This is a genomic window from Streptomyces chattanoogensis (assembly GCF_001294335.1).
Lineage (GTDB): Bacteria > Actinomycetota > Actinomycetes > Streptomycetales > Streptomycetaceae > Streptomyces > Streptomyces chattanoogensis.
This window is the reverse complement of the sequence record NZ_LGKG01000024.1, coordinates 68,552-94,833: the sequence shown is the minus strand read 5'-3', so window position 1 is coordinate 94,833 and position 26,282 is coordinate 68,552. Positions and strand designations below refer to the sequence as shown.

General features: G+C 71.4%; 24 protein-coding genes. 20 read left to right on the top strand and 4 right to left on the bottom strand.

Annotated features, from left to right (window positions below; translation table 11 throughout):
• The first annotated feature begins 34 nt into the window (after positions 1-34).
• The 6 genes from dacB (at position 35) to folE (ending at position 7,799) form a co-directional block, all read left to right on the top strand.
• On the top strand, positions 35-1,609 hold the full coding sequence (dacB, locus tag ADL29_RS06105; protein ID WP_053922806.1) for a D-alanyl-D-alanine carboxypeptidase/D-alanyl-D-alanine endopeptidase: 1,575 nt from the start codon (positions 35-37) through the stop codon (positions 1,607-1,609).
• Between the two features lie 118 nt (positions 1,610-1,727).
• Positions 1,728-2,882, top strand: coding sequence for a zinc-dependent metalloprotease (locus ADL29_RS06100; protein ID WP_053922703.1), 1,155 nt, complete (start codon positions 1,728-1,730; stop codon positions 2,880-2,882).
• A gap of 215 nt (positions 2,883-3,097) precedes the next feature.
• Positions 3,098-4,105, top strand: coding sequence for a tRNA lysidine(34) synthetase TilS (tilS, locus tag ADL29_RS06095; protein ID WP_053922702.1), 1,008 nt, complete (start codon positions 3,098-3,100; stop codon positions 4,103-4,105).
• Between the two features lie 149 nt (positions 4,106-4,254).
• Positions 4,255-4,794, top strand: a complete 540-nt coding sequence (hpt, locus tag ADL29_RS06090; RefSeq protein ID WP_053922805.1) for a hypoxanthine phosphoribosyltransferase — start codon at positions 4,255-4,257, stop codon at positions 4,792-4,794.
• A gap of 237 nt (positions 4,795-5,031) precedes the next feature.
• Positions 5,032-7,074 (top strand): ATP-dependent zinc metalloprotease FtsH, encoded by a 2,043-nt coding sequence (gene ftsH / locus ADL29_RS06085; RefSeq protein ID WP_053922701.1) that lies wholly within the window; start codon positions 5,032-5,034, stop codon positions 7,072-7,074.
• Positions 7,075-7,193: 119 nt separating this feature from the next.
• Entirely contained in the window at positions 7,194-7,799 is a 606-nt protein-coding gene (gene folE / locus ADL29_RS06080; protein WP_046926757.1) for a GTP cyclohydrolase I FolE, read from the top strand.
• 204 nt (positions 7,800-8,003) lie between these two features.
• On the opposite strand, the gene ADL29_RS06075 is transcribed toward folE, so the two are convergent.
• A complete protein-coding gene (locus ADL29_RS06075) occupies positions 8,004-9,224 on the bottom strand; it encodes an alpha/beta hydrolase (protein WP_078970786.1) in 1,221 nt (406 codons plus the stop codon).
• 141 nt (positions 9,225-9,365) lie between these two features.
• Here ADL29_RS06075 and ADL29_RS06070 point away from each other — a divergent pair, with 141 nt between their 5' ends.
• The 7 genes from ADL29_RS06070 (at position 9,366) to ADL29_RS06040 (ending at position 15,186) form a co-directional block, all read left to right on the top strand.
• Positions 9,366-11,207, top strand: coding sequence for a phosphatidylglycerol lysyltransferase domain-containing protein (locus ADL29_RS06070; protein ID WP_078970785.1), 1,842 nt, complete (start codon positions 9,366-9,368; stop codon positions 11,205-11,207).
• A 110-nt stretch (positions 11,208-11,317) separates the two neighbouring features.
• The gene (gene folP, locus ADL29_RS06065) at positions 11,318-12,226 is read left to right on the top strand and encodes a dihydropteroate synthase (protein ID WP_211274256.1); all 909 of its coding nucleotides are present in this window, start codon (positions 11,318-11,320) and stop codon (positions 12,224-12,226) included.
• Positions 12,227-12,231: 5 nt separating this feature from the next.
• Entirely contained in the window at positions 12,232-12,714 is a 483-nt protein-coding gene (locus ADL29_RS06060; protein ID WP_046930936.1) for a nuclear transport factor 2 family protein, read from the top strand.
• A gap of 332 nt (positions 12,715-13,046) precedes the next feature.
• Entirely contained in the window at positions 13,047-13,406 is a 360-nt protein-coding gene (gene folB, locus ADL29_RS06055; protein WP_046926755.1) for a dihydroneopterin aldolase, read from the top strand.
• The gene (gene folK / locus ADL29_RS06050) at positions 13,403-13,999 is read left to right on the top strand and encodes a 2-amino-4-hydroxy-6-hydroxymethyldihydropteridine diphosphokinase (RefSeq protein WP_046926754.1); all 597 of its coding nucleotides are present in this window, start codon (positions 13,403-13,405) and stop codon (positions 13,997-13,999) included. The genes folB and folK overlap by 4 nt, the downstream gene beginning before the upstream one ends.
• A 233-nt stretch (positions 14,000-14,232) precedes the next feature.
• Complete coding sequence (locus tag ADL29_RS06045; RefSeq protein WP_053922699.1) at positions 14,233-14,724, top strand: DUF3180 domain-containing protein; 492 nt, start codon at positions 14,233-14,235, stop codon at positions 14,722-14,724.
• Positions 14,725-14,778: 54 nt separating this feature from the next.
• On the top strand, positions 14,779-15,186 hold the full coding sequence (locus tag ADL29_RS06040; RefSeq protein ID WP_157878401.1) for a rhomboid family intramembrane serine protease: 408 nt from the start codon (positions 14,779-14,781) through the stop codon (positions 15,184-15,186).
• A gap of 27 nt (positions 15,187-15,213) precedes the next feature.
• Here the strand turns inward: ADL29_RS06040 and ADL29_RS06035 are convergent, their stop codons facing one another.
• Positions 15,214-16,398: an ABC transporter ATP-binding protein gene (locus ADL29_RS06035; RefSeq protein WP_053922697.1), complete on the bottom strand. Its 1,185-nt coding sequence runs from the start codon at positions 16,396-16,398 to the stop codon at positions 15,214-15,216.
• A gap of 184 nt (positions 16,399-16,582) precedes the next feature.
• Here ADL29_RS06035 and ADL29_RS06030 point away from each other — a divergent pair, with 184 nt between their 5' ends.
• The 5 genes from ADL29_RS06030 to ADL29_RS06010 all read left to right on the top strand — a co-directional run bounded on the left by ADL29_RS06030 (position 16,583) and on the right by ADL29_RS06010 (position 21,771).
• Positions 16,583-17,311, top strand: coding sequence for an ABC transporter permease (locus tag ADL29_RS06030; protein ID WP_053922696.1), 729 nt, complete (start codon positions 16,583-16,585; stop codon positions 17,309-17,311).
• A gap of 13 nt (positions 17,312-17,324) precedes the next feature.
• Complete coding sequence (locus ADL29_RS06025; RefSeq protein ID WP_078970783.1) at positions 17,325-18,152, top strand: ABC transporter permease; 828 nt, start codon at positions 17,325-17,327, stop codon at positions 18,150-18,152.
• 234 nt (positions 18,153-18,386) lie between these two features.
• Positions 18,387-19,352, top strand: a complete 966-nt coding sequence (locus tag ADL29_RS06020; protein ID WP_053922803.1) for an ABC transporter substrate-binding protein — start codon at positions 18,387-18,389, stop codon at positions 19,350-19,352.
• A 64-nt stretch (positions 19,353-19,416) separates the two neighbouring features.
• A complete protein-coding gene (locus ADL29_RS06015) occupies positions 19,417-20,607 on the top strand; it encodes a hypothetical protein (protein ID WP_063788397.1) in 1,191 nt (396 codons plus the stop codon).
• 234 nt (positions 20,608-20,841) lie between these two features.
• Positions 20,842-21,771: a D-alanyl-D-alanine carboxypeptidase family protein gene (locus ADL29_RS06010; RefSeq protein ID WP_053922695.1), complete on the top strand. Its 930-nt coding sequence runs from the start codon at positions 20,842-20,844 to the stop codon at positions 21,769-21,771.
• 67 nt (positions 21,772-21,838) lie between these two features.
• Here ADL29_RS06010 and ADL29_RS06005 read toward each other — a convergent pair whose 3' ends face one another.
• Together ADL29_RS06005 and ADL29_RS06000 are read right to left on the bottom strand one after the other, a co-directional pair.
• The gene (locus ADL29_RS06005) at positions 21,839-22,981 is read right to left on the bottom strand and encodes an NADH-quinone oxidoreductase subunit D (protein ID WP_053922694.1); all 1,143 of its coding nucleotides are present in this window, start codon (positions 22,979-22,981) and stop codon (positions 21,839-21,841) included.
• Between the two features lie 44 nt (positions 22,982-23,025).
• The gene (locus ADL29_RS06000) at positions 23,026-24,051 is read right to left on the bottom strand and encodes an SAM-dependent methyltransferase (RefSeq protein ID WP_053922801.1); all 1,026 of its coding nucleotides are present in this window, start codon (positions 24,049-24,051) and stop codon (positions 23,026-23,028) included.
• A gap of 170 nt (positions 24,052-24,221) precedes the next feature.
• Here ADL29_RS06000 and ADL29_RS05995 point away from each other — a divergent pair, with 170 nt between their 5' ends.
• Positions 24,222-25,421, top strand: coding sequence for a sensor histidine kinase (locus ADL29_RS05995; protein WP_053922693.1), 1,200 nt, complete (start codon positions 24,222-24,224; stop codon positions 25,419-25,421).
• Positions 25,422-25,592: 171 nt separating this feature from the next.
• Positions 25,593-26,279: a response regulator gene (locus tag ADL29_RS05990; protein WP_053922692.1), complete on the top strand. Its 687-nt coding sequence runs from the start codon at positions 25,593-25,595 to the stop codon at positions 26,277-26,279.
• Positions 26,280-26,282 lie beyond the last annotated feature (3 nt).

The following is a 26,282-nucleotide window of genomic DNA, read 5'->3' as shown; positions in this document are numbered from 1 at the left end:
GCAGGTGTGTGATCGCGAAAGGGGCTGGTCCGAGGTGCCGGAGACCAGGTCGTGGCAGGTCAGGTGGGTCGGCTGGGGCCGGTCCGCGGTGCGCGGGGCAGCCGGCGCGGGGCGGGCTGCCGCGACGTTCGTGGCCGATGAATGGTTCTTCGCCCGCCAGTGGTGGCGGCGGATCCCGCTGCAGCGGCGGCGGACCTGGCAGCTGACGGCCGGTTCCGCCGTGGCCGGTCTCGCGGTCGCGGCCGGTGCGGTCGCGGTGGCCGGTCCCTGGGAGGCCGGCCAGCGTACGGCCGAGCGGACGCTCGCCGCCGCCGCGGACGGCGCGGGGGGCGAGACGCACGCCCCGGCCGCGCGGCCCGTGCCCCACGCGCCGCCCGTACTGCCCGCGCTAGGGGGCCCCGTGCCCTCCGGCCGCGGCGCCGCGCCCGCACCCACCGACGCCGGACTGGCCGACGCGCTCGCCCCCCTGCTCAAGTCCCCCGAACTCGGCCCGCTGCGCAGCGCCTCCGTCGTGGACGTCGCCTCCGGCGCCGAGGTCTTCGGCGCCAAGCAGGGCACGCCCACGACCCCCGCCTCCACCGTGAAGCTCGCCACCGCCGTGGCGGCGCTCTCCGTTCTGGGCCCCGACCACCGCATCGACACCACCGTCGTCGCCGACGGCAAGCGCATCGTCCTCGTCGGCGGCGGCGACCCCACCCTCACCGCACGCGCCCCCCGGCAGGGCCCCGGTGACCACCCCGCGAGCCTGCGCACCCTGGCCGACGAGACCGCCCGCGCCCTCAAGCACCGCAAGATCACCAAAGTCGCCCTCGGCTACGACACCTCGGCCTACTCCGGCCCGGCCCTGCACCCCATCGGCCGCAACGAGAACCTCGCCCCCGTCACCCCCCTGATGACGGACGAGGCCCGCCTGGACGCCTCCGACCACGGCACCGCCCCTCGCGCGAGCGACCCGGCAGCGGCCACCGCCCGTACCTTCGCGGGCCTCCTCCACACCCGCGGCATCACCGTCACCGGCACCCCCAGGTACGCCAAGGCCCCCAAGACGGCCGACCGGATCGCCACCGTCGCCTCCCTGCCCCTCGCCGGCCTGGTGGAGCGCATGCTCACCTACAGCGACAACGACATCGCCGAGGCCCTGGCCCGCCAGACCGCCCTCGCCGCCGGCCGGCCCGCGAGCTTCGCGGGCGCCGGCAAGGCCGTCCACGAGGCCCTCGCCGCCCAGCACCTCCCCGTCGCCGGCGCCGCCTTCAAGGACGGCAGCGGCCTCAACCGCGACGACAGGGTTTCCGCGCGTCTCCTGTCCCACCTCCTGCTGGCCGCCTCCGCCCCCGACAAGCCGACCCTGCGCCCCGTGGTCACCGGCCTCCCCGTGGCCGGTTTCACCGGCACCCTCAGCGGCCGCTACGCCCGGACCGCGGGAGCGGGCGCCGTACGCGCGAAAACCGGCACCCTGACCGGCGTGAACACCCTCGCCGGAACGGTCGTGGACGCCGACGGCCGCCTCCTGGTCTTCGCCTTCATGACCAGCGGAACCACCAACCCCCAGGGGGCGCAGCAGGCCCTCGACAGGCTGGCCTCGACGGTGGCGAACTGCGGGTGCCGCTGAGGCCCCCCGCCCGCCGCAGGCGCAACGGCGAGACGACACCGCGGCGCCGCAGACAACAACGTACGGAGAAACCCCAAGTCGGCTACCCCCAAGTGGAACGTCCCCGTACGGTGAACCCATGACGAGCATCGGTGGAACCGAGATGGTCGACTGGAATCTCGCGGTGTCGACCGCGACCCGCCTCGTACGCCCCGGCCCAGAGGTGAGCCGCGACGAGGCCCGTGCGATCGTCGCCGAACTACGCAGGCACGCCAAGTCCTCCGAACTGCACGTCCGGGAGTTCACACGCCTGGCACAGCCGGGCGCGGCCGACGGCGCGGCCGACGATGCGCCGCATGACACCCCGGTCCTGGTGGTGGACCGGCCCGGCTGGATCAAGGCGAACGTTGCCGGCTTCCGGGCGGTCCTCAAACCGCTTCTGGCCAAGATGGAGGACCGCCGCGCCACCGTCCCCGGCGGCGCCGTCCTCGGCGCGGTCGGCGGCAAGGTGACCGGTGTGGAGCTGGGCATGCTGCTGTCGTTCCTGGCGTCGCGGGTCCTCGGCCAGTACGAGACCTTCGCCCCGGCCTCCCGCGACCTGCCGGCCGCGGCGCAGGGCGGCCGGCTGCTGCTCGTCGCGCCGAACATCGTCCACGTGGAGCGGGAGCTCGAGGTGGACCCGCACGACTTCCGTCTGTGGGTCTGCCTCCACGAGGAGACCCACCGCACCCAGTTCACGGCGGTGCCCTGGCTGCGTGACCACATCGAGGGCGAGATCCAGTCGTTCCTCGGCGAGACCGACATCGACCCGGGCGCCCTCCTGGAGCGGCTGCGCGAGGCCGCCCAGTCGCTGGCCGGTGCCCGGCCCGAGGGCGAGGAGGGCGACGACGGCCACTCCCTCGTGGACCTCGTCCAGACCCCGGCCCAGCGCGAGATCCTCGGCCGGCTCACCGCCGTGATGTCGCTGCTGGAGGGCCACGCCGACTTCGTGATGGACGGCGTCGGACCGGACGTGGTGCCCTCGGTGGCCGAGATCCGCGAGAAGTTCCAGAAGCGCCGGGCCAGCGGCGCGGGCCGGCTCGACCAGGCGCTGCGTAAACTGCTGGGGCTGGACGCCAAGCTGCGCCAGTACCGCGACGGCGAGCGGTTCGTGCGCGCCGTCGTCGAGGAGGTCGGCATGGACGGTTTCAACCGCGTGTGGACGTCGCCCAACACCCTCCCCACCAAGCAGGAGATCGCCAAACCGGCGGACTGGATCGCGCGGGTGCATCGCAAGTCGGACGGGGCACCGTAGGCGAGCCGCGTCGGCCGGGCGCGCCGTGCGGCAGAAGAGCGCCCCTTCAATCACCCGTCTGAGGGACCGTGGTCCATGGATAGGCGTGCAATGCTCGGGGAACCTCCCGCCTCTGTCACCATCTAGGCACTCTGTGTGATGGCGACGGCGTGACCCACACCATGACGCCGCCGCCGTCCGCCTCCGAGGCTCCAGCTGAACGATTGGAAACGGACATGGGTCCCCATCCAGCGGTCGCCGCGATACGCCTGGCGGTCCGCCGCGTACTCCACGACGTACTGAACCACCACCTCGCGCAGGACCGGCACGACCCGCCGCTCGTGCTCGTCGCCTGCTCCGGCGGCGCCGACTCCATGGCGCTCGCCTCCGCCCTGGCCTTCGAAGCCCCCAAGCTGGGCGTACGGGCCGGGGGCGTCACCGTCGACCACGGCCTCCAGGAAGGCTCCGACCTCCGCGCCGCCGAGGTCGCCCTCCGCCTGCAGGCCCTGCGGCTCGATCCCGTAGAGACCCTCACCGTGCAGGTGGGCAAGGAGGGCGGGCCCGAGGCCGCCGCCCGTGATGCCCGCTACGCCGCGCTCGACGCCGCCGCGGAACGGCACGGCGCCGCCGCGATCCTGCTCGGCCACACCCGCGACGACCAGGCGGAAACGGTGCTGCTGGGGCTGGCCCGCGGCTCCGGAACCCGCTCGCTGTCGGGGATGGCCGCGACCAGCGGCACCGACGGCCGCTACCGCCGCCCGTTCCTCGACGTGGACCGCCAGACCGCCCGCAAGGCCTGCCTGATGCAGTCGCTGCCCGTCTGGGACGACCCGCACAACACCGACCCCGCCTACACCCGCTCGCGGCTGCGCCACGAAGGGCTGCCCGCGCTGGAGAAGGCGCTGGGCAAGGGCGTCGTGGAGGCCCTCGCCCGTACCGCCCAGCTCTCGAGGGACGACGCCGACGCCCTGGACGCCTGGGCCGCCGACGCCGAGGCCGCGGTGCTCGACGACGCCGGCACGCTGGACGTCGCCGCGCTCTACGCACTGCCCCCCGCCGTACGCCGCCGGGTGCTGCGCCGGGCCGTCGTCGCCGCCGGTGCGCCGGCCGGTTCGCTCTTCGCCCGCCACATCGAGGAAGTGGACCGGCTGATCACCGCCTGGCGGGGTCAGGGGGCCATCAATCTCCCCGGGCGGGTCGGTGTCCGGCGGCAGGGTGGCAGACTGGTCATCCGGCAGGGCTGAGCCGCAGCACGCTGCCCAGCTCCATCGGTCGCTGTATGAGCCGTACGACAGCCGTATGACGGCTGTTCGGCGGATCATCGACCGACGCAGGGACCGACCGGTCAGGAACACCGAACCGAGCGAGAGTGGCACGGGTGGACGACAAGGACATGGGCACCGACCTTCAGTCGGTACTCATCACCAAGGAAGAGATCGACGCGAAGCTGGCCGAGCTGGCCGCGAAGATCGACGCGGAGTACGCGGGCAAGGACCTGCTCATCATCGGTGTCCTCAAGGGCGCGGTGATGGTGATGGCGGATCTGGCGCGCGCGCTGTCCACCCCCGTCACGATGGACTGGATGGCCGTGTCCTCCTACGGCGCGGGCACCCAGTCCTCCGGCGTGGTCCGCATCCTCAAGGACCTCGACACCGACATCAAGGGCAAGCACGTCCTGATCGTCGAGGACATCATCGACTCCGGCCTGACGCTGTCGTGGCTGCTGTCGAACCTCGGCTCGCGCGAGCCGGCCTCCCTTGAGGTCTGCACGCTGCTGCGCAAGCCCGACGCGGCGAAGGTCGCCATCGATGTGAAGTGGATCGGCTTCGACATCCCCAACGAATTCGTCGTCGGTTATGGCCTCGATTTCGCGGAGAAGTACCGCAATCTGCCGTTCGTGGGTACCCTCGCGCCACACGTCTACGGCGGCTGATGCCGGCTCCCCTGGCCCGGCGGGAACCCTTCGGGGCCTCCCGCCGTTGGACCAGGGAGAACGGATTCCCCGGCCGCATGTTCACTGTCGGCGCAGGCGACGGGTGACAATGCTGGGGTACCGTCCGAAGGCAGTTCTTTTTCGGGCCAGTAATACACCGTACGCACGACCAGCCCTCCCGAGGGCGTTGTGCCTCACTGTGGCAGGAGGGACGGGGCCGCAAACGGCTCCGTATGGATGGACGTGAAGCGATACTTCCGTGGGCCGGTCATGTGGATCGTGCTGGCCGTCCTCGCCGTGGTCGTGTTGATGCAGGTCGTCGGCTCGTCCGGCGGCTACAAAACGGTGGACACCGGTCAGGTCGTCAAGGCGATCGCTGACAACAAGGTGAAGTCCGCCGAGCTGACGACCGGTGACGAGAACAAGATCAAGCTCGAGCTGTCGGGCTCCAACAAGATCGAGGGCTCCAACAAGATCCAGGCGAGCTACATCGGCGACCAGGGCGTCGATCTGGCGAAGAACCTGCAGGCCAAGTACCAGACTGGCGACATCAAGGACGGATACACGGTCTCCCCGGAGAAGCAGAATCCGTTCGTTTCGATGCTGATCTCCTTCGTCCCCTTCGTCGCCATCGTGGTGATCTTCCTGTTCCTGATGAACCAGGCGCAGGGCGGCGGCTCCCGGGTGATGAACTTCGGGAAGTCGAAGGCGAAGCTGATCACGAAGGACACCCCCAAGACGACCTTCTCGGACGTCGCGGGGTCGGATGAGGCGGTCGAGGAGCTCCAGGAGATCAAGGAGTTCCTGCAGGAGCCGGCGAAGTTCCAGGCCGTCGGCGCCAAGATCCCCAAGGGCGTGCTGCTCTACGGCCCGCCCGGCACCGGCAAGACGCTGCTCGCGCGCGCCGTCGCCGGTGAGGCGGGGGTCCCCTTCTACTCGATTTCCGGCTCCGACTTCGTCGAGATGTTCGTCGGTGTCGGTGCCTCCCGGGTCCGTGACCTCTTCGAGCAGGCCAAGGCGAACGCCCCGGCGATCGTCTTCGTCGACGAGATCGACGCGGTGGGCCGTCACCGCGGTGCCGGTCTCGGCGGTGGCCACGACGAGCGTGAGCAGACCCTCAACCAGCTGCTGGTCGAGATGGACGGCTTCGACGTCAAGGGCGGTGTGATTCTCATCGCCGCCACGAACCGTCCGGACATCCTCGACCCGGCGCTGCTGCGCCCCGGCCGTTTCGACCGGCAGATCGCCGTCGACCGCCCGGACATGCAGGGCCGTCTGGAGATCCTCAAGGTCCACCAGAAGGGCAAGCCGGTCGCCCCGGACGTCGACCTCACGGCCGTCGCCAAGCGCACCCCCGGCTTCACCGGTGCCGATCTGTCGAACGTCCTCAACGAGGCGGCGCTGCTGACGGCCCGCAGCGACTCGAAGCTGATCAACAACCACTTCCTGGACGAGGCGATCGACCGCGTCGTGGCCGGTCCGCAGAAGCGGACCCGGATCATGTCCGACAAGGAGAAGAAGATCACCGCGTACCACGAGGGCGGACACGCCCTGGTCGCGGCGGCTTCCCCGAACTCCGACCCGGTCCACAAGATCACGATCCTGTCCCGCGGCCGGGCCCTGGGCTACACCATGGTCCTGCCGGACGAGGACAAGTACTCCACCACCCGCAACGAGATGCTCGACCAGCTGGCGTACATGCTGGGCGGGCGCGCGGCGGAGGAGCTGGTCTTCCACGACCCGACCACCGGTGCCGCCAACGACATCGAGAAGGCCACCGCAACGGCCCGCGCGATGGTCACGCAGTACGGCATGACCGAGCGGCTCGGCGCGATCAAGTTCGGCTCCGACAACTCCGAGCCGTTCCTGGGCCGTGAGATGTCCCACCAGCGCGACTACTCCGAGGAGGTCGCCGCACTGGTCGACGAGGAGGTCAAGAAGCTCATCGAGACCGCCCACAACGAAGCGTGGGAGATCCTCGTCGAGAACCGCGACATCCTCGACAACCTCGTGCTGACGCTCCTGGAGAAGGAGACGCTCGGCAAGGAGGAGATCGCCGAGGTCTTCAAGCACGTGGTCAAGCGCCCGGCTCGCCCGGCGTGGACCGGTTCCTCGCGGCGTACGCCGTCCAGCCGTCCGCCGGTTCTCTCCCCCAGGGAGCTGGCCCCGGCCAACGGTTCCGTGCCGACCACCGCCACCGTCTCCACGGAGAAGGCAGTTTCCACGGAGAAGACGCAGAAGACGGAGACAGCCTCCGAGGACACCACCCCGGAGAGCTGACCGAAGGGCTCGGACGAGCCCCGGAATGAATGCCGCGTTCCGCAGGTTTTAGCCTGGGGGACGCGGCATTCCGCGTTTCGAGCGGGCGCCGAGCGGGCGCAGAGAGAACGAGGCACCAGATGACGGACCCCGTGACGCTGGACGGCGACGGCGTGATCGGCACCTTCGACGAGAAGCGCGCCGAGAACGCAGTACGCGAGCTGCTCATCGCGGTCGGCGAGGACCCGGACCGCGAGGGGCTGCTGGAGACCCCGGCGCGGGTGGCGCGGGCGTACAAGGAGATCTTCGCCGGGCTGTGGCAGAAGCCCGAGGATGTCCTGACGACGACGTTCGATCTCGGCCATGACGAAATGGTGCTGGTCAAGGACATCGAGCTGGTCAGCAGCTGCGAGCATCATCTGGTGCCGTTCGTGGGCGTGGCCCACGTCGGCTACATCCCCTCCGTGGAGGGAAAGATCACCGGGCTGTCGAAGCTGGCCCGGCTGGTCGATGTCTACGCCCGCCGGCCCCAGGTCCAGGAGCGGCTGACCACCCAGATCGCCGACTCCCTGATGGAGATCCTGGAGCCGCGCGGCGTGATCGTGGTCATCGAGTGCGAGCACATGTGCATGACCATGCGCGGGGTGCGGAAGCCGGGGGCCAAGACCACCACGTCGGCCGTCCGCGGGCAGCTGCGGGATCCGGCCACGCGGGCCGAGGCGATGAGCCTGATACTGGCTCGCTAGGCGCCGGTCCGCTGCGCTTTGCCTGGGCCGTACGTTGTCGTCTGCGGCACCGCGGTTTCTTCTCGCCGTTGCGCCTGCGGCGGGCTGGTTGCCGCTGCGCGGGGCTGTTCGGCAACGGCACCAGGCTTACGCGGCTTCGCCGCTACAGCCCGGCGCCTCCCGCGGGAGGTGGGGCAAGACAGGTGAGTGGGGGCCGGCGCCGTATTACGCAGCGCGGCGGTCGTCCGGCACAGGGCGGTCCGCCTTGCGGTGGTCCGGCTTGGGGTGGTCCGGCTTGGGATGGCGGTCCGGCTTCGGGGCGCTGGGGTTGTCGGCTCGGAGGTGGCCGCCCAGCCATTCCAGGGCGGCCGGGATTTCGCGGCGCCAGGTGTTGAAGTTGTGGCCGCCGCTGTCGAGGATGATCGACGCTATGCGGGTGGGCGACTTCGTCTGCTGTATGAAGCGCAGGGTCTTCTGGTAGTTGGTCTCGCCCTGCTTGCTGGTGGTGACCAGCAGGTTCACCGGCGGGGCGGGGCGGTGCTGCTGGCGCCACAGGAGGTTGTTCTCGCGGGCCAGCTGGGGGTCGCCGCCGAAGAGGTCGCCGGTCGTGGCGTCGATGGGGGCCTTGTAGGCGCCGGAGAGGGCGACGCCGGTGGAGAACGCTTCGGGGTGGCGCATGGTCATCTTCAGCGCGCAGTAGCCGCCGGTGGAGTCGCCGATGACGCCCCAGTTCTTGGCGTCGGTGCCGACGCGGTAGTGCTCGGAGATATTGGCGCGCAGGTCCCGGGTGAAGAACGTCTCGGCCTGCGGGCCGCCGGGGACGTCCACACACTCGGTGTCGCGGGGCGGCGCGACCGTCGGCCGCATCATGACCAGGATGGTCGGCTTCATTTTGTGCTGCTTGAGGAGCTTGTGCTGGGTCTGGGGGAAAGCCAGCTTTTTGTAGAGCGCCTCGGCGGTTCCGGGATAGCCGGTGAGGACGACCGCTGCCGGGAACTTCTTCTTCGCGTATTTCTCCTGGAAGTACTGGGGCGGCAGATAAACATAGGCCGGGCTGGTGAGGTTGGACTGCCCGCCGTGGACCATGACCTTCTCGACCCGGCCGGCCTTCGTGGGACGGGAGCCGCCGGGGATGCTGATCCGCTCGGTGCCGAGCATCTGGAGCTTGGTGCCGTTCGGCCCGGTCTGGTAATTCGTGACCACGCCCGGCGCCTGCTCCTGGCCGAAAAGGTCGGCCCAGGAGGCGTAGAAGCCGAAGGAGTTGTTGGCGACCAGGCCGATCGTGGCGAAGAGGGATATCTGGGTGGCCAGCAACAGACCTATTCGGCCGAGGACGGCGCGCCAGTTCCCCTTCGACAGACGCGGCCAGAGCCAGATGGTGAGGACGAAAAGTGCTACTGCTACGAAGACGGCAAGAAGCAGCACTTTCTTGCTGGTGAGGCCCATGAGGTGCTTTCTGCCGGGCGGCCGGTCCAGCCGGTCCGCTGGTGGAACCCCGAGCCCTGAAACGCCGTCATACAGGGCGCAAAAAGTCCAGAAGCTGCGACTAGGCTCGCACGTTCTCTCGACCGGGGCGACGGGAAAGTGATGTCTGACAGGCTAGATGGCGAAAAGTCGGAGACGGTTGCGTGGCGCACGCCACGCTGGCTCCGTGGCCCGCGGCCCGAGAGGGTCCCCGGCATCGTCGGGACGGCCGGCGTGGTCGTCGGACTGCTGAACCTGGCGGCCGGTGTCTTCCCGCGGTTCCGGCACAGCCGGATGCATGCGCTGGCGGAGGTGCTGCCGGGCGCGGTGAGCCCGCTGGCGGCCGCCGCGTCCATCGTCGTGGGCATCCTGCTGCTTCTGCTGGCCCATGGGCTCAAACGGCGCAAGCGCCGGGCCTGGGGCGCGGCCGTGGCACTGCTTCCGGTGGGGATCGCCGCTCAGCTCGTATACCGCCACTCCGTTTTCGGAGCGGTGCTCTCGCTGGCGCTGCTGGGGTTCCTGGTGTGGCATCGGAAGGAGTTCGCGGCCCTCCCGGACCCGCGCAGCCGCTGGAAGGCCCTCGCCAACCTCATCGTCCTCGGCGGCGTGAGCTTCGGCATCGGCATGGTGATCGTCAGCTCCCACCCCGACAAGACCGTCGGCTCGCCGTCGTTCTGGGACCGCACCCAGCACGTCCTGTGGGGCCTGTTCGGCTTCGAGGGCCCGGTGCGCTACACCCACGACATCGACTACACCGTCGGCTACTCCCTCGGCGCGCTCGGCCTGCTGACCGTCGCCACCACCGCCTACCTCGCCTTCCGCCCCGAGCACCCGGCCGCCCGCCTCACCGAGGACGACGAGGAGCGGCTGCGCGAGCTGCTCGCCAAGCACGGCGCCCGCGACTCGCTCGGCTACTTCGCGCTGCGCCGCGACAAGGGCGCCGTCTTCTCCCCGACCGGCAAGGCCGCCGTCTGCTACCGGGTGATCTCCGGCGTGATGCTCGCCAGCGGCGACCCGATCGGCGATGTCGAGGCCTGGCCGGGCGCCATCGAGCGGTTCATGGAGGAGGCCAGGGCGCACTCCTGGACCCCGGCGGTGCACGGTTGCAGCGAGACCGGCGGGCAGGTCTGGACCCGTGAGACCGGTATGGACGCGCTGGAGCTGGGCGACGAGGCGATCGTCGACGTCGCCGACTTCACGCTGTCCGGCCGCGCGATGCGCAACGTACGCCAGATGGTCAAGCGCATCGAGCGCAACGGATACACCACCCAGGTACGCCGGGTGCGCGATCTGGAGCCGGAGGAGCTGGAGCGCGTACAGAAGGCCGCCGACGCCTGGCGCGACACCGACGACGAGCGCGGCTTCTCCATGGCGCTGGGCCGTATCGACGCGGTCAAGGACAGCGACGCGGTGATCGCGACCGCCCATCTGGCCCCGGCGGAGGGCGAGGAGCCCGGCCCGTTCGGCGACCTGAAGGCGCTGCAGTACTTCGTGCCCTGGGGTCCGAACGGCATCTCGCTGGAGCGGATGCGGCGCGACCGCAGCGCCGATCCCGGCATGAACGAGCTGCTGATCGTCGCCGCGCTGCAGGCCGCGCCGGACCTGAAGATCGAACAGCTCTCGCTGAACTTCGCGGTCTTCCGTTCCGCCCTGGAGCGCGGCGAGAAGCTGGGCGCGGGACCGGTGACGCGCATCACGCGCGGGACGCTGCTCTTCCTGTCCCGCTGGTACCAGATCGAGTCGCTCTACAAGTTCAACGACAAGTTCCGCCCGCGCTGGGAGCCGCGCTTCGTGGTCTTCCGCAACACCCGGGACATCCCGCGCATCGGCCTGGCCACCATGCAGGCCGAGGGCTACCTGGAGCTGCCGCGGGTGCTGCGCCGCAAGAAGGCCGCCGAGCCACGCCCCTGCGCCCACACGACGGAACGCGTCAAGGCCCCCGGGGTGGTCGAGACCGCCGCCTGACGGTCGGCCCCGGGGCACCCGACGGCCGGCGCGGGGCCCGCTGCCGGCCGCTCCGCGCCAGGGCCGACGGCCACCATCCGGCCGGTCGGCACACGGCCTAGGCTGGTGTCATGAGTACCTTGCGTGGCCGGGTGGCCGGACTGCCGGACTGGGACCGCTGCGCGGTGATGGGCGTCGTGAATGTGACGCCCGATTCGTTCTCCGACGGCGGCGAGTGGTTCGACACCGAACTCGCCGTCAAACACGGTCTCGACCTGGTGGCACAGGGCGCCGACCTGGTGGACGTCGGCGGCGAGTCCACCCGGCCGGGCGCGGCGCGGGTGGACGAGGCCGAGGAACTGCGCCGCGTCGTCCCCGTCGTACGGGAACTGTCCGCGGCCGGCGCCGTGGTCTCCGTCGACACCATGCGCGCATCCGTCGCCGAGCAGGCGGTGGCGGCCGGGGCGCGGCTGGTCAACGACGTCAGCGCGGGCGGCGCCGACCCGGCGATGATCCCGGTGGTGGCCGCCTCCCGAGTCCCGTTCGTCGTCATGCACTGGCGCGGCCAGTCGATCGACATGAACAACCGGGCGGTCTACGGGGACGTGGTCCGCGAGGTCGTCGACGAGCTCGGGCAGTCCATGGAGCGTGCGGTGTCCGGCGGCATCGACCCGGAGCGGATCGTCATCGACCCGGGTCTGGGCTTCGCCAAGCAGGCGGGGCACGATCTGGCGCTGGTCGCCCAGCTGGCCCGGCTGCGGGCGCTGGGCCGTCCCCTTCTGGTGGCCGCTTCGAGGAAACGGTTCCTGGGCAGGGTGCTGGCGGGCGGTGCGGGAGCCGCCCCGCCGCCCGCGAGGGAGCGGGACGCGGCGACGGCCGCGGTGTCGGCGATCGTGGCGCGGGAGGGGGCCTGGGCGGTGCGGGTGCACGAGGTGCGGGCGAGCGCGGACGCGGTGCGGGTGGCCCGCGCGGTGGAGGCCGCGACGGCGCCGGCCGACGACGTGAGCGGTACGACGGCGAATGCGACGGGAGCGGTGTGAGCGGCTTGGGCCCACAGACGGACATCGAGCTGGTCGAGCAGGCGAACACGACCCTGTACGAGACCATCGAGCGCGGTGATCACGAGGCGCTGTCCGAGCTGTGGCTCGACGGTCAGGTGAGCGTGGTGCACCCGGGGTGGCCGGTGCTGCGTGGGCGCGGCGAGGTGCTGCGCTCGTATGCACTGATCATGGCGAACACCGAGTACATCCAGTTCTTCCTGACGGATGTGGAGATCGACGTCGTCGGGGACACCGCCCTGGTGACCTGCACCGAGAACATCCTCAGCGGCGGTCCGGCCGAGGACGACGGCACGGTGGGGCCGCTGATCGGCCAGCTCGTGGTGGCCACGAACGTCTTCAAGCGCACCGAGGACGGCTGGCGGGTGTGGTCGCACCACGGGTCGCCGGTGCTGGCGGACCGCGAGGACGAAGAAGGCGACGACGAGGACGCCGACGGGGACGAGAACGGCCCGGTGAGCGGGGTCTGAGCAGCTCGTGACCGCTGTGCGCAGGGTCTGCGCGCGGCTCCGGGCCCGGCGCCTCGGGGGCGTCAGCGAGACGGTCTGAGGGCACCCGTTCGAGCCAAGTGCGGTACGGGTAGGGGTGGGGCGCGGGCAAAGGGGTAAGACGTCGCGCGGATGACCTCTCACGGCCCGCCTAGCAGCAGGACGGGGACTTGTCCATAGCCCCCATGGGCGAGCGCTGTCAGTGCTCGAAGGTAGATTCGAGTGGGGCAGTGTTGCCGGAGGACTCCGGCGCCTGCCCGGATTCGATGATCGGTGGCGCCGGCGGTGCCAGTGGACCAGTGGGAGTGATTCGCGTGGATCGTGTCGCGCTGCGTGGGCTCAAGGCCCGAGGGCACCACGGGGTGTTTCCCCGGGAGCGCGAGGAAGGCCAGACCTTCATCGTCGACCTGGTGCTCAGCCTGGACACCCGCCCCGCCGCGGCATCCGACGACCTCGCGAAGACCGTGCACTACGGTGTCGTGGCCGAGGAGGTGGTGGCCGTCGTGGAGGGCGAGCCGGTCGACCTCATCGAGACCCTCGCGGAGCGGATCGCCGACCAGTGCCTCAAGCACGAGGGGGTCAAGGAGGTGGAGGTAGTGGTGCACAAGCCGGACGCCCCGATCACTGTCCCCTTCGACGACGTGACCATCACCATCACCCGGAGTGCCGTATGAACACCAGCAGTGACCCGACCGTACAGCCGGTGCCCGCCTCCGTCGTGGAGCAGGTGGACGCCGCGGATGTGACGCTGTCCAACCCCAAACGCGCCGTGATCTCGCTCGGCAGCAATCTCGGCAACCGCCTGGAGACCCTGCAGGGCGCCGTCGACGCACTGGAGGAGACCCCCGGCCTGCGGGTCAAGGCCGTCTCCCCGGTGTACGAGACCGCGCCGTGGGGCGTCGATCCCGCCTCCCAGCCCGCGTACTTCAACGCCGTGGTGCTGATCAAGACGACTCTGCCGCCGGACTCCCTTCTGGAGCGCGGCCATGCCATCGAGGAAGCCTTCGAGCGGGTGCGCGACGAGCGCTGGGGCCCGCGCACGATCGACGTCGACATCCTGGCGTACCAGGACGTCGTCTCCGACGACCCGCGGCTGACCCTGCCGCACCCGCGGGCCCACGAGCGCGCATTCGTGCTGGTCCCGTGGCATGACGTGGACCCGGAGGCGCAGGTCCCCGGGCGCGGCGCGGTGGCCGAACTGCTGTCGTCGGTGGGCAGCGAGGGCGTCCACCAGCGGACGGACCTGGAACTGCGGCTGCCGGAGTAGTCGTTAGGGTTGCGGGTCGGTCGCGCACGACGGGGAGGGCGCGCACCGGTGATCGCGTACGGCGCTGATCGCGTACGGGAGGATCACGTACAGGACGCTCACGTACGCGAGCCATGCGTAGACGTCGGATCCATATGGCATGGATCGGTACATACGACGGGAATGCGTGGAATCCGCGGACATGCGTAGGAAACGGACGGGACGGCCATGACGGCGCGAGGGGCGATGGCTCGGTGAAGCAGCTACACATCAAGGTGCTGGTCGGGCTGTTTCTGGCGGCAGGGGTGCTGGCCTGGGCCGGTGCGCGGCTGTGGGACTCGTTCGGCACGCTGCCGAGCGTGCCGGTGGCCGCGCCGGTCGTGCTGGCGCTGATCGCCGCCGTACTGGCCGCCACGGCGTTCAACCTCCGCTCGCGGCTGCGCGCCCAGCGCGAGCGGCGGCCGGACGCCAAGGGCGTCGATCCCCTGGTGGCCGCCCGCTCGGTGGTCTTCGGGCAGGCCAGCGCCCTCGTGGCGGCGCTGGTCGCCGGGCTGTACGGCGGAGTCGGCGTCTTCCTGCTGGCCTCCGGCATCGATGTCGCACCGCGCCGGGAACAGGCGATCAACGCCGGTTTCGCCGTCCTCGCGGGAGCGGCCGTGGTGGCCGCCGCGATCTTCCTGGAGCGGGTGTGCAAACTCCCGGAGGACGAGGACCATCCCGACCACCGGGGAGCGTCGCGGCCCTAGCGTCCTGAGCCGGTCAGCCCGGGCCGGCCGCTCGCGGCGCTGTGGCGGCGGGTGGTGACCGCGCTGCTGGTGCAGACGTCGGGCCGGGTGCAGCTCGCCTTCAACCTGGCGGCCCTCGCGGTCGTCGCGCCGCCGGCCGAACGCAGGCTGGGTGCCGTGTGGATGCCGGTGGTCTTCCTTCTGTCCGGCGCGGCGGCGCACGCGGTGAGCACGGCGGGCCGGAGTGTGCACGGCGGGGGTGACTCGGTGGGGAGCTGTGGTCTGGTCGGCGCACTCGCGACGTCCTACGCGCTGAGCGGTCGGCAACGGCCACTGCGGCTGCTGTCCGCGTTCGTGCCGGCCGCCGGCGCGGTGCCGGGAGCCGCCTTCGCGCTCGTGCCCCAGGGCACCGCGGGCAGGCTGTGGCCGTGTAGTCGGGAGACCTGCACACGACCGGGACTCACGCGGCCTTGCCGACCCTGATCCGCCGGACAAGGCCATGGCGGCGTGTCAGGCGTCGGGCACCGTGTCCACGGTGACCTTGCCGCGCGGGACGTTCGCGGCGTCCGCGGTGGTGGAGCGGCGCAGTGCCGTGTGCAACCGGGCGGGGGTCAGGACGCCCACATAGCGGTCGCCGTCCAGGACGGCGATCCAGCCGGCGTCGTGCTGCAGCATCGCGCTGAGGGCCTGGCGCAGCGGGGCGCCGAGCGGCAGCCGGGCATCCATCCGGCGGGCGTGTTCGCGGACCGTCGAGCCGCCGGAGCCCTTGGTGAGCGCGCCGGAGCCCTCGGCGAGCGCCTCGGCCGGGACCCAGCCGTACGGGGACCCGTCGCCGTCCAGGACGACCGCCCAGGGGGCGCCGTCGGCGCGGAGCCGGCCGGCGGCGCTCGCGGCCGTGTCGTCGAGGTGCACCACCGGGGGCTGTTCGAGGTCGCCGGTCTCCACAGGCGTGACGGACAGCCGCTTCAGCCCGCGGTCCGCGCCGACGAATTCCGCGGTGTAGTCGGTCGCGGGCGCGCCCAGCACCGTCGCGGGGGTGTCGAACTGCTCGATGCGCCCCGCTCCGTAGACGGCGATCCGGTCGCCGAGCCGGACCGCCTCCTCGATGTCGTGGGTGACGAAGAGGACCGTTTTGTGGAGCGTGGACTGCAGCCGCAGGAACTCGTTCTGGAGGTGCTCGCGGACCACCGGGTCGACCGCGCCGAACGGCTCGTCCATCAGGAGCACGGGCGGATCGGCGGCGAGCGCGCGGGCGACCCCGACGCGCTGGCGCTGGCCGCCGGAGAGCTGGTCGGGGTAGCGGTCGCCGTACGTCGACGGGTCCAGGCCGACCAGATCGAGGAGTTCGGCGGCGCGGGCCCGGGCCTCCTTCCGCGGCCGGCCCAGCAGATGCGGGACGGTGGCGGTGTTGTCCAGGACGGTCTTGTGCGGGAAGAGGCCGACCTGCTGGATGACATAGCCGATGCGGCGGCGCAGGCCGACGGGATCGATGGTCGAGATGTCCTCGCCGTCGAGCAGGATGCGGCCGCTGGTGGGCTCGATGAGCCGGTTCACCATCTTCATCGTCGTCGTCTTGCCGCAGCCCGACGGGCCGACGAGCGTGACGAGTTCACCCTTGGCGACCTCGAAGGAGAGGTCGTCGACGGCGGTGGTGCCGTCCGGGTAGCTCTTGGTGACGTGCTCAAAACGGATCATGGTTCCCCTGGGTCGACGGGCCCATTGTGCCGGGTTGCGGCCGGGTGGTCGTGAACGCGGTGTTGCGGATCGGTGGCGAAGTCGGCCCGGGGGCGGTGACGCCGGTCCGATTGTCAGTGGTGGGGGTTAGGGTCGCAGACAGTCACCGGAAGTGGCGGCGATCGGGCGGGGGAGGTGACGACGGGTGCAGGGGTCGGAGAACTGCCTGACGGCGAACGACTGGATCTGCGGTGAGTATGTCCGCACCCGCGGCCAGGAATTGATGGATGCGACGCTCCAGCACATCGGCATCACGGCGGTGTCCGTGCTCATCGGGCTGCTGGTCGCGTTTCCGCTGGCGTTGATCGCCCGGCGCTCGCGGGCCGCCGCCGGGCCGGTTCTGGGGCTGACGACGGTGCTCTACACCGTGCCGTCGCTGGCGATGTTCGCGCTGCTGACGCCGGTGTTCGGGGTCTCGGCCTCGGTGGTCGTCACGGGCCTGGTGCTGTATTCGCTGACTATCCTGGTGCGCAACATCCTCGCCGGTCTGCAGGCGGTGCCCGCCGAGGTGCGGGAGGCCGCCCGGGGGATGGGCTACGGCCCCGCGCGGCTGCTGTTCGAGGTGGAACTTCCGCTCGCGCTGCCCGCGTTGGTGGCCGGGCTCCGGATCGCCACGGTCTCCACGGTGGCGATGACCACCATCGGTTCCGTGGTCGGCTACGGCGGCCTGGGCAATCTCATAGCCAGCGGTATGGAGAGCCTGTTCAAGGCGGAGGTCCTGACGGCGTCGGTGCTGTGTGTGCTGCTGGCGCTGATAGCCGACGGACTGCTGATGGGGCTGCAGCGGCTGCTGACGCCCTGGACGCGGGCGCAGCGGCGGGCGGGGGCCGGAGCGCGGCGCGGGCTGCGCGCGGTGCGGGCCGGGGCCGAGTGAGGGGGGCCGGACGATGGAGGCGATAGCGGGCGCGTGGCAGTGGCTGACCACGGGCGCCAACTGGGCCGGGGAGAAGGGGGTGTGGCATCGCCTGAGCGAGCATCTGTGGCTCAGCGGGGTGTGCCTGGTCCTCGCCTGCCTGATAGCCCTGCCGGTGGCGCTGTGGCTGGGGCACCTGGGCAAGGGCGGGGCGCTGGCGGTCAATGTGTCCAACGTCGGGCGGGCGGTGCCGACCTATGCGGTCCTGGTGCTGCTGACGCTCAGTCCGCTGGGCAGCCAGGGGGACTGGCCGACCGTCATCGCGCTGGTGCTGTTCGCGGTGCCGCCGCTGCTGACCAACGCCTATCTGGGCATGCGGGAGGCGGACCGCAATGTGGTCGAGGCGGCGCGGGGGATGGGGATGTCGGGGCCGCAGCTCCTGCTGCGGGTCGAGATACCGCTCGCCTATCCGCTGATCATGACGGGCCTGCGGTCGGCCACGGTCCAGGTGGTGGCGACGGCGACGCTGGCCGCGCTGGCGGGCGGCGGCGGCCTGGGCCGGATCATCACCGCGGGCTTCGGCAACTACAACACCGCCCAGGTGGTCGCCGGTGCGCTGCTGGTGGCCGTGCTGGCGCTGCTGGTCGAGGGGGCGCTCGTCGTGGCGGACCGGGCCTTCGACCCGATGCGGGGGCAGCGGCGGGCGGGACGCGCGGGGCGTGGCAGCTCCCGTACGGGCGCCCGTACGGAATCGAGCACGGAATCGGGCACGGCAGCGGGCGCGGCACCGCGTACGGCTTCGGGCGCGGCGGCGGCAGAGGGGCAGGGTGACGATGTGGTCGCGGTACGGAAACTCACCTGACGGTGGGGCCTGGCCTTGCGATGCTGCCGCCGTACGCAACCGAGCGGACACCACCCGCCGGGTCCCGCCCGGACCCCCACCGTCATCCGACCCCATCCGACGCCACCCGACCCCATCCGACGCCACCCGACCCCATCCGACTCACCCGGCTCCACCCGACGTCATCCGGCATCCGGCCTCATCCGGCGTCACCCGATCTCATCCGAACGGACGGAATACGGAATGGTGAATTCCATGAGCAGCAAGTCGCGCGGGCCGCGCACCGCGCTTGTCGCGGGGACAGCGATCGCGCTGGCGGCCGGGCTGGCCGCCTGCACGGGGCAGAGCCTGGAGGACAAGGGCGGTAAGAACACCGGCGGCGGGAAGGGCGAGATCGTCGTCGGCTCGGCGGGTTTCACCGAGTCGAAGGTGCTCGCCGAGATGTATTCCAAGATCCTTAATGCCGCCGGATACTCGGCGCGGGTGCAGACGCTGTCCAATCGCGAGCTGTATGAACCGGCCCTGGAGAAGTCCCAGATCGATGTGGTGCCGGAATATGCCTCCACACTTGCCGAATTCCTCAACGCCAAGAAGAACGGCGCCAAGGCGAAGCCCGTCGCTTCCAGCGACATCGGCAAGACCGTGACGGCGCTCGAGAAGCTCGCCGGTTCCTACGGCCTCAAGGCGCTGCCGGCCGGACCGGCCACCGACCAGAACGCCTTCGCGGTCACCAGGAAATTCGCCGCCGAGCACAAGCTGAAGACGCTCTCCGACCTCGGCCGGTCGAAACAGAAGATCAAGCTCGCGGCGGGCGAGGAGTGCGAGACCCGGGTGTTCTGCAAGCCGGGCCTGGAGTCGCGGTACGGCATCGACATCACCGGCATCGACCCCAAGGGCGTAGGGACCCCGCAGGCCAAGCAGGCGGTCAAGGACGGCACCGACCAACTGGTGCTGACCACCACCACGGACGCCACGCTCGACAACTTCGGACTGGTGCTTCTGCAGGACGACAAGAAGCTGCAGAACGCCGACAATGTGCTGCCGGTGGTGAATGCCAAGAGCGCCGGCAGCAAGGAGATCGCCGGGCTGCTCGGCAAGCTCACACGCACCCTCACCACCCAGGACCTGATCAACTTGAACAGCAAGGTTGATGCCGAGCGGCTCAAGCCGGCGGATGTCGCGCAGACATATCTGGAGTCCAAGGGGCTGCTGAAGAAGTAACCAGCGAGAAACGGATTGGCGGGCGGGGCCCCATAGGCCCCGCACGCACGGTAAGTTTCTGGCCATGCCACGAGGACGCCACCGCCATTCACCACCCCTCCACCGGCTGCTTCCTCCGTCGACGGTCGCCGGTGCGTCAATCGCCTGCGCCGCGGGCGCGTGGTTTGTCGGCGACGATCTGGTGCAACGGATACTCGCCGCGGGCGCCGCTGCCGCCGCAATCGGCGGCGCGGTCCTGATGCGGACCTGGGACCGTAAAGCCGGTAAGAGGGTCGCCGAACTCACCCGCGCCCGAGTGCGCGACGAGTGGCGCACCGAGGAGCGGATAGCCGAGCTCGAAACGGATGTCGAGGAGTCCCGCGAGATCCGCACCGCACTGGATGCCAAATTGCGCGCCAAGCGCGCCGAATTGGCCCGGCTGCGCAGCGAACACGCCGAACTCCTGCGCCGTTACGCCACCGCGGAGACCGAGCGGGCCAGTGCCCTGGAGGGGCGGCGGCTGCTCGCCATCGAGGCGTCGGCGCCGGCGAAGGCCCTTCCGGTGGCCGCCGGCCGCCGCCCGGCGCAGCAGGCGGCATCCGCCCCGGTCCCGGCTCCTGCCGCCGCTCCGGCTCCCGCCACCGTCCCCGCCCCCGCCGTCGGCCCCGCCCTGTACGCCCGCGCGGACCAGGCGCTGCGGCAGCTGGCCCGTAACGCGGCCCGGCAGCGGGACGGCGGGCGCGGCGGTAACGGCCCGCGAGAGGGCGCCCAGGACGGTGAGACGGGCCGGGGGACGCCCGGGGCGGCCGTCGCACCCGCGCTCCGCCGGGTGCCGGCCGCCGCCGCTGTGGCCCCGTCCCGTCCCGCCGCGTCCCGCGCGCTGGGCGGCTTCGACTTCTTCGGCAACGCGGCCCCCGTACAGCCGCGGCAGCTGACCGCGCCCCTGGAGGACGATCTGGCGGACGTCGTCGGCGACGAGGCGGTGGCCGAGCAGTCGGCACATGCCGAGGCGCGGCGGGCGATCCCTGCCGGGACGGCCGACGGCGAGACGGCCGACGGCGAACCGGCCGAGGGCGCGGCAGCCGACGCCGAAGCGGCCGACGGTCAGGCGGCCGACGGTCAAGTGGCTGACGGTCAAGCGAGTGACCCTACGGCCCCCGGGGACGCCGCGCCTGACGGTGCGACGACCGACGGCGTGGGCGAGATCATCGACCTGACCGCGCACGACGAGACCGAGCAGCTCGACCTCGCCCCACTGCGCACGGCAATCTCCTAGGCGGCCTCGTAGGCGCCCGCCGACCGACCGGAACCGGCCCCACCGCGAAAGCAATGCGACACGTGGGCCGACACGGGTGACGTTCCGGCTCCGCTGAGATTCCGTCGCGGGCGCCGGGGTGGCAGGATGCGGCTCCCTTCACCACCGTTGTGCCACCACTGGTGCGTGACCGCCGTCGTGCCCGCTGCCGAGGCGTCCCCACCGGTGGGCGGCCATCCTGCGGACGGAGCGTCGATGAGGCTTTTCGGGGGCACTTTCGGGGGCAGTTTCGGGGGCAGTACGGTCCGGCGCAGGGGGGCCGGCGCGGCGCTGACCGCGGCCACGGCGGCGCTCGCCGTCATCCTTCCCGTGACCGATGCCCAGGCACTCCCTGCACCCAGCGGCCCGTCCGGAATCACGGCGAAGGGGGCCTACCTCCTGGACAGCGGGGCCGGCCGGGTGCTGTGGGGCCGGGCCGCGGACACCCGCCGGGAGATGGCCAGCACCACCAAGGTGATGACGGCCGTCGTGGTCCTCGAGACCCGCGGGGTGAACCTGAACAAGCGGGTCACCGTCAAACAGGCCTACCGCGACTACGTCGCCCGGTACGGCGCGAGCACCGCCGATCTGCGCACCGGCGACAAGCTGACGGTGCGCCAGCTGCTGTACGGGCTGATGCTCCCGTCCGGCTGCGACGCCGCCTACGCGCTCGCCGACACCCTCGGCAGCGGCGGAACGACGGCCGGGCGCACCCGGTCCTTCATCGCCCGGATGAACGCCCGGGCCAGGTCACTGGGGCTGACCCGCACCCACTACGACTCCTTCGACGGCATCTCCCACGGCCGCAACCAGACCACGCCCCGCGACCTGGTCCGGCTCGCCCGGCACGCGATGGGCAACCGCACCTTCGCCGCCGTCGTCAGGACGCCCCGCACCCGGCAGAAGGCGGTCAACGTCAACCGCACCTACACCTGGTACAACACCAACCGGCTGCTCGGCTCCTACCGGGGCGCCCTCGGCATAAAGACCGGCACCGGCAGGCGGGCGGGCCACTGCCTGGTCTTCGCGGCCAGGCGGGGCGGGCGCACCGTGGTGGGCGCCCTGCTCGGCGACAGCGCCGCGCGGCTCTACCCGGACGCGGCGAAGCTGCTCGACCACGCCTTCGGGCGGCGGACCGGCGCCTGAGGACGCGACGCCCCGCCCGCGCCTGCTTGCGGTTCCCCTGCTTGCCGTTCGCCTGCTCGCCGTTCGCCTACTTGTCGATGTCCCCGACGACGAAGAACAGCGAGCCGAGGATGGCCACCATGTCCGCGACCAGCGTCCCCGGCAGCAGCTCCACCAGCGCCTGGATGTTGTTGTACGACGCCGAGCGCAGCTTGAGGCGGTACGGCGTCTTCTCGCCCTTGGAGACGAGGTAGTAGCCGTTGATGCCCAGCGGGTTCTCGGTCCAGGCGTAGGTCGCGCCCTCCGGGGCCTTCAGGACCTTGGGCAGCCGCTGGTTGATCGGGCCCGGCGCCAGCTCCGCGAGGCGGTCCAGACAGGCGTCGGCGAGGTCGAGGGAGTTGTGGCTCTGCTCCAGGAGGCACTCGAAGCGGGCCAGGCAGTCGCCCTCCTGCCGGGTGACGACCTTGAGGGTGTCACCCAGCTCCCGGTACGCCAGGTACGGCTCGTCGCGCCGCAGGTCGAAGTCGACGCCGGAGGCGCGGGCGATCGGCCCCGAGACGCCGTACGCATGCACCGTCTCGGGTGCGAGCCGGCCGATACCGCGGGTGCGGCCGCGGAAGATCTCGTTGCCCAGGACCAGGTTGTCGAAGACGTCCATACGGGAGCGGACATCGGCGACGGCATGCCGGGCACGGCCCAGCCAGCCGGCCGGCAGGTCCTCCTTGAGGCCGCCGACGCGGTTGAACATGTAGTGCATCCGGCCGCCGGAGATCTCCTCCATGACGTTCTGGAGCTCCTCGCGCTCACGGAACGCATGGAAGACGGGCGTGATGCCGCCCAGCTCCAGCGGATACGAGCCGAGGAACATCAGATGGTTCAGGACGCGGTTCAGCTCGGCCAGGAGCGTACGCGTCCACACCGCGCGCTCGGGGACCTCCATGCCCAGCATCCGCTCGACGGCCATCACCACGCCGAGCTCGTTGGAGAACGCCGACAGCCAGTCGTGCCGGTTGGCGAGCATGATGATCTGGCGGTAGTCGCGCGCCTCGAAGAGCTTCTCGGCGCCGCGGTGCATATAGCCGATCACCGGCTCGGCGTGCTGGATGCGCTCGCCGTCCAGCACCAGGCGCAACCGCAGCACGCCGTGCGTGGAGGGGTGCTGCGGGCCGATGTTCAGCACCATGTCGGTGCTCTCCGCCGCGCCGCCGATGCCGACCGTCGTCTCCGTCATGGGGACAGTCTCGCAAAAGGCCGCCCCGGGGAACGCCCTGGCCCTCAGGCGTCCCACTCCTTGAACAGCGCCGCTTCTTCGAGGGCCCCCGCACAGGCCTCGCCCACCGGCTCCACCAGCCAGCCGAAGGCGCCCAGGCCCGCCGGGTCGGTCAGCTCGGCCGCGGCGCCCGCCGCGCTCAGGGCCCGTACGTACCCGGCGGGGTCGGTGGAGGCGAGGGCCAGCGGGGGGCGCCGGCCGGCCACGCCGAGGGCATGCAGCGCCGCCCGCTGGGTCAGCAGTACCGCCGACGGCCCGGCACACGCATCCAGCGCCACATGCGCCGTGATGTCGCAGCTGCCGTCCGGCACCGGCCGCACCTCCCGCCCCTCCCGGAACCCGGTCAGCGTCCCGAACGGCGGCCGGTCCGTCCGCCGGTGCGCGTAATCGGCCGCGACCGCGAGCCCGCCCCGCAGCGTACGGACGGCCCGCGCCCAGGCGGCGTCCCGCGGGCGGCCGATCTCCGCCCGCACCCCGGGGTGCCCGGCCGCTTCCCACCACCGCGCCAGCCACTCCGCGTCCGCCCCGTCCACCGGCCCGCCCAGCCGCTCCGTGCCGTCCGCCCGTACCCGAACCCGCCGGGGCACCCCGTCCGCATCCGTCTCGGCGACCTCGAGCGGCACATTGTCCAGCCACTCGTTCGCGAACAGCAGGCCCGTGAGCGAGCCCTCCGCGGGCAGCCCGGAGCGCCACACGATGCGCGGATCGAGGCCCTCGGGGCGGGCGGCCAGCTCGACGGCGTACGGACGGACCCGCGCCCCCACCGCCTCCGGCAGCCGCCCCAGCACCCCCGTCAGCAGCTCGCCGCGCCCCGCCCCCACATCGACCAGCGCCAGCTCGTCCGGGTGGCCCAGGGCGGCGTCCACCCGGCACAGCAGCGTGGCGACGGCTCCGGCGTACAGCGGGGAGACATGCACCGAGGTGCGGAAGTGGCCGGCCGGGCCGGGGCCACCGGGGCGGGTGTAGAAGCCGTCCGGGCCGTACAGCGCCCGGTCCATCGCATCCCGCCAGCCCTGCCAGTCGTTCGTCACCCGCCCCACGGTACGGGCGGCCGGGCGTAGTCCCCGGCTCCGGCCCCGGCACCGAACCCAGGGCCGACACGACGGCGTATACGGTCTCCACCTTGGGGAGTAGGGCCGGTTCTGAGGATCGCTCCTCCGGTTGACTCCTACACCTATCCGACCTGCCTACGCTGGGTTACGTGCAGCGCCTCTACGACTTTCTCCGCAGACACCCGACGGGAGTGGACAGCTTCTGGGCCGTCCTCCTCTTCGGGTTCAGCTGTCTGTGGATCGCGGCCGCTCTCCGAGGACCCCAACTGATCGCCGGCGCGCTCTTCGCCGTCGGCCTGTCCCTCGTCGTCGCGCTGCGCCGCAAGGCCCCCGAGAAGATGCTGCTGCTGACGGCCGCCATCGGCGTCGGCCAGCTGGTCTTCCGCGTCCAGGCCGGCATCCCGGACATCGCGATGTTCGCCATCGTCTACACCGTCGCCTCCGGCCCCGTCCGCTGGGCCTCCCGCTGTGCCCTCGCAGGTGCCCTCGTCGGGCCGGCCCTCTCCGTGTGGCGGTTCTCGGACATGCCCAGCGGCCAGCCGGCGTGGGAGGGAATGTTCTTCACCGCGCTGCTCACCGTCCCCTTCGTCCTCGCCTGGGTCCTCGGCGACTCCATCCGTACCCGCCGCGCCTACTGGGCACAGCTCGAGGAGAAGGCCGCCCGGCTCGAGAAGGAACGCGAGACGCAGTCCCGGATCGCGGTCGCGGCCGAGCGCGCCCGGATCGCCCGCGAGCTGCACGACGTCGTGGCGCACAACGTCTCGGTGATGGTGGTCCAGGCGGACGGCGCCGCATATGTCCTCGACGCCGCGCCCGACCAGGCGAAGCAGGCGCTGGAGACGATCTCCGGCACGGGCCGGCAGGCGCTGGCCGAGATGCGCCGCCTGCTGGGCGTGCTCCGTACCGGCGAACAGCCCGAGAGCGGCGAATACGTCCCGCAGCCGGGCGTCGAAGAGCTCGCCGACCTCATCGACCAGGTCCGCGGCGCCGGACTGCCCGTCGACTTCCGGATCGAGGGCGAGCCCCGCCCGCTGCCCAGCAGCATCGAGCTCACCGCGTACCGCATCGTCCAGGAGGCGCTCACCAACACCCGGAAGCACGGCGGCCCCGACGCCGGCGCCACCGTCCGCCTCGCGTACCGCGACAGCGAGCTCGATCTGCTCGTCGAGGACGACGGCAGGGGTGCGCAGCAGGAGCTCTACGAGGAGGGCGGCGCGGACGGCCTCGGGCACGGCCTGATCGGGATGCGCGAACGGGTCGGCATGGTGGGCGGCAGTCTGCACGCGGGACCGCGGCCGGGAGGCGGGTTCCGGATCAGCGCCGTGCTGCCGCTGAAACCGGAGGGGTGAGAGGGGGTGGGGGTCCTGCGCCCTTCCCATACGACTCCCGCCCATGCGGCTCCCGCCCATTCGGCTCCTGCCCGTACTGCCGTCCGCCCGGCCCGCTTCGTACCCTGTAGCCCCACCGTCCCTGTAGCCCCACTGCCCCTGCAGCCCCACCTTTGAAGGGTTCTCCCCGCCATGACCATCCGTGTGATGCTCGTCGACGACCAGGCGCTGCTGCGCACCGGATTCCGGATGGTGCTGGCCGCGCAGCCCGACATGGAGGTGGTCGCGGAGGCGGGCAACGGCGTGGAGGCGCTGGAGGTGCTGCGCTCCACCCAGGTCGATGTGATCCTCATGGACGTACGGATGCCGCATCTGGACGGGGTGGAGGCGACCCGGCGGATCTGCGAGGGCGGGCAGAAGGAAGACGCGCCGAAGGTGCTCATCCTCACCACCTTCGACCTCGACGAATACGCCTTCTCCGCGCTCAAGGCCGGGGCCAGCGGCTTCATGCTCAAGGACGTGCCGCCGGGCGAACTGCTCGCCGCGATCCGGGCGGTTCAGAGCGGCGACGCGGTCGTCGCACCGTCCACCACCCGCCGCCTCCTCGACCGCTTCACGCCGATGCTGCCCGCCACCTCCGCCGCGCCCGCGCGCCCCGAGCTGGAACGGCTGACGGAGCGGGAGCGGGAGGTGCTGCTGCTGGTCGCGCAGGGGCTGTCGAACGGCGAGATCGCGGCGCGGCTGGTGCTGTCGGAGGCCACGGTCAAGACGCATGTGGGCCGGATCCTGACAAAGCTGAGCCTGCGGGACCGGGTGCAGGCGGTGGTCCTCGCGTACGAGACGGGGCTGGTGCGGGCCGGGGGCGGCCCGGGGGCGTAGGGC

Excerpts from the sequence above, each read along its gene's own strand:
- ftsH (WP_053922701.1), top strand. The coding sequence starts at position 5,032 with ATGGACGTGAAGCGATACTTCCGTGGGCCGGTCATGTGGATCGTGCTG.
- ADL29_RS05990 (WP_053922692.1), top strand. The coding sequence starts at position 25,593 with ATGACCATCCGTGTGATGCTCGTCGACGACCAGGCGCTGCTGCGCACC.
- ADL29_RS06100 (WP_053922703.1), top strand. The coding sequence starts at position 1,728 with ATGACGAGCATCGGTGGAACCGAGATGGTCGACTGGAATCTCGCGGTG.
- tilS (WP_053922702.1), top strand. The coding sequence starts at position 3,098 with ATGGGTCCCCATCCAGCGGTCGCCGCGATACGCCTGGCGGTCCGCCGC.
- folK (WP_046926754.1), top strand. The coding sequence starts at position 13,403 with ATGAACACCAGCAGTGACCCGACCGTACAGCCGGTGCCCGCCTCCGTC.
- ADL29_RS06075 (WP_078970786.1), bottom strand. The coding sequence starts at position 9,224 with ATGGGCCTCACCAGCAAGAAAGTGCTGCTTCTTGCCGTCTTCGTAGCA.
- ADL29_RS06015 (WP_063788397.1), top strand. The coding sequence starts at position 19,417 with ATGCCACGAGGACGCCACCGCCATTCACCACCCCTCCACCGGCTGCTT.
- hpt (WP_053922805.1), top strand. The coding sequence starts at position 4,255 with ATGGGCACCGACCTTCAGTCGGTACTCATCACCAAGGAAGAGATCGAC.
- ADL29_RS06010 (WP_053922695.1), top strand. The coding sequence starts at position 20,842 with ATGAGGCTTTTCGGGGGCACTTTCGGGGGCAGTTTCGGGGGCAGTACG.
- ADL29_RS06025 (WP_078970783.1), top strand. The coding sequence starts at position 17,325 with ATGGAGGCGATAGCGGGCGCGTGGCAGTGGCTGACCACGGGCGCCAAC.
- ADL29_RS06070 (WP_078970785.1), top strand. The coding sequence starts at position 9,366 with ATGTCTGACAGGCTAGATGGCGAAAAGTCGGAGACGGTTGCGTGGCGC.
- ADL29_RS06020 (WP_053922803.1), top strand. The coding sequence starts at position 18,387 with ATGAGCAGCAAGTCGCGCGGGCCGCGCACCGCGCTTGTCGCGGGGACA.
- folP (WP_211274256.1), top strand. The coding sequence starts at position 11,318 with ATGAGTACCTTGCGTGGCCGGGTGGCCGGACTGCCGGACTGGGACCGC.
- ADL29_RS06035 (WP_053922697.1), bottom strand. The coding sequence starts at position 16,398 with ATGATCCGTTTTGAGCACGTCACCAAGAGCTACCCGGACGGCACCACC.
- folE (WP_046926757.1), top strand. The coding sequence starts at position 7,194 with ATGACGGACCCCGTGACGCTGGACGGCGACGGCGTGATCGGCACCTTC.
- ADL29_RS06005 (WP_053922694.1), bottom strand. The coding sequence starts at position 22,981 with ATGACGGAGACGACGGTCGGCATCGGCGGCGCGGCGGAGAGCACCGAC.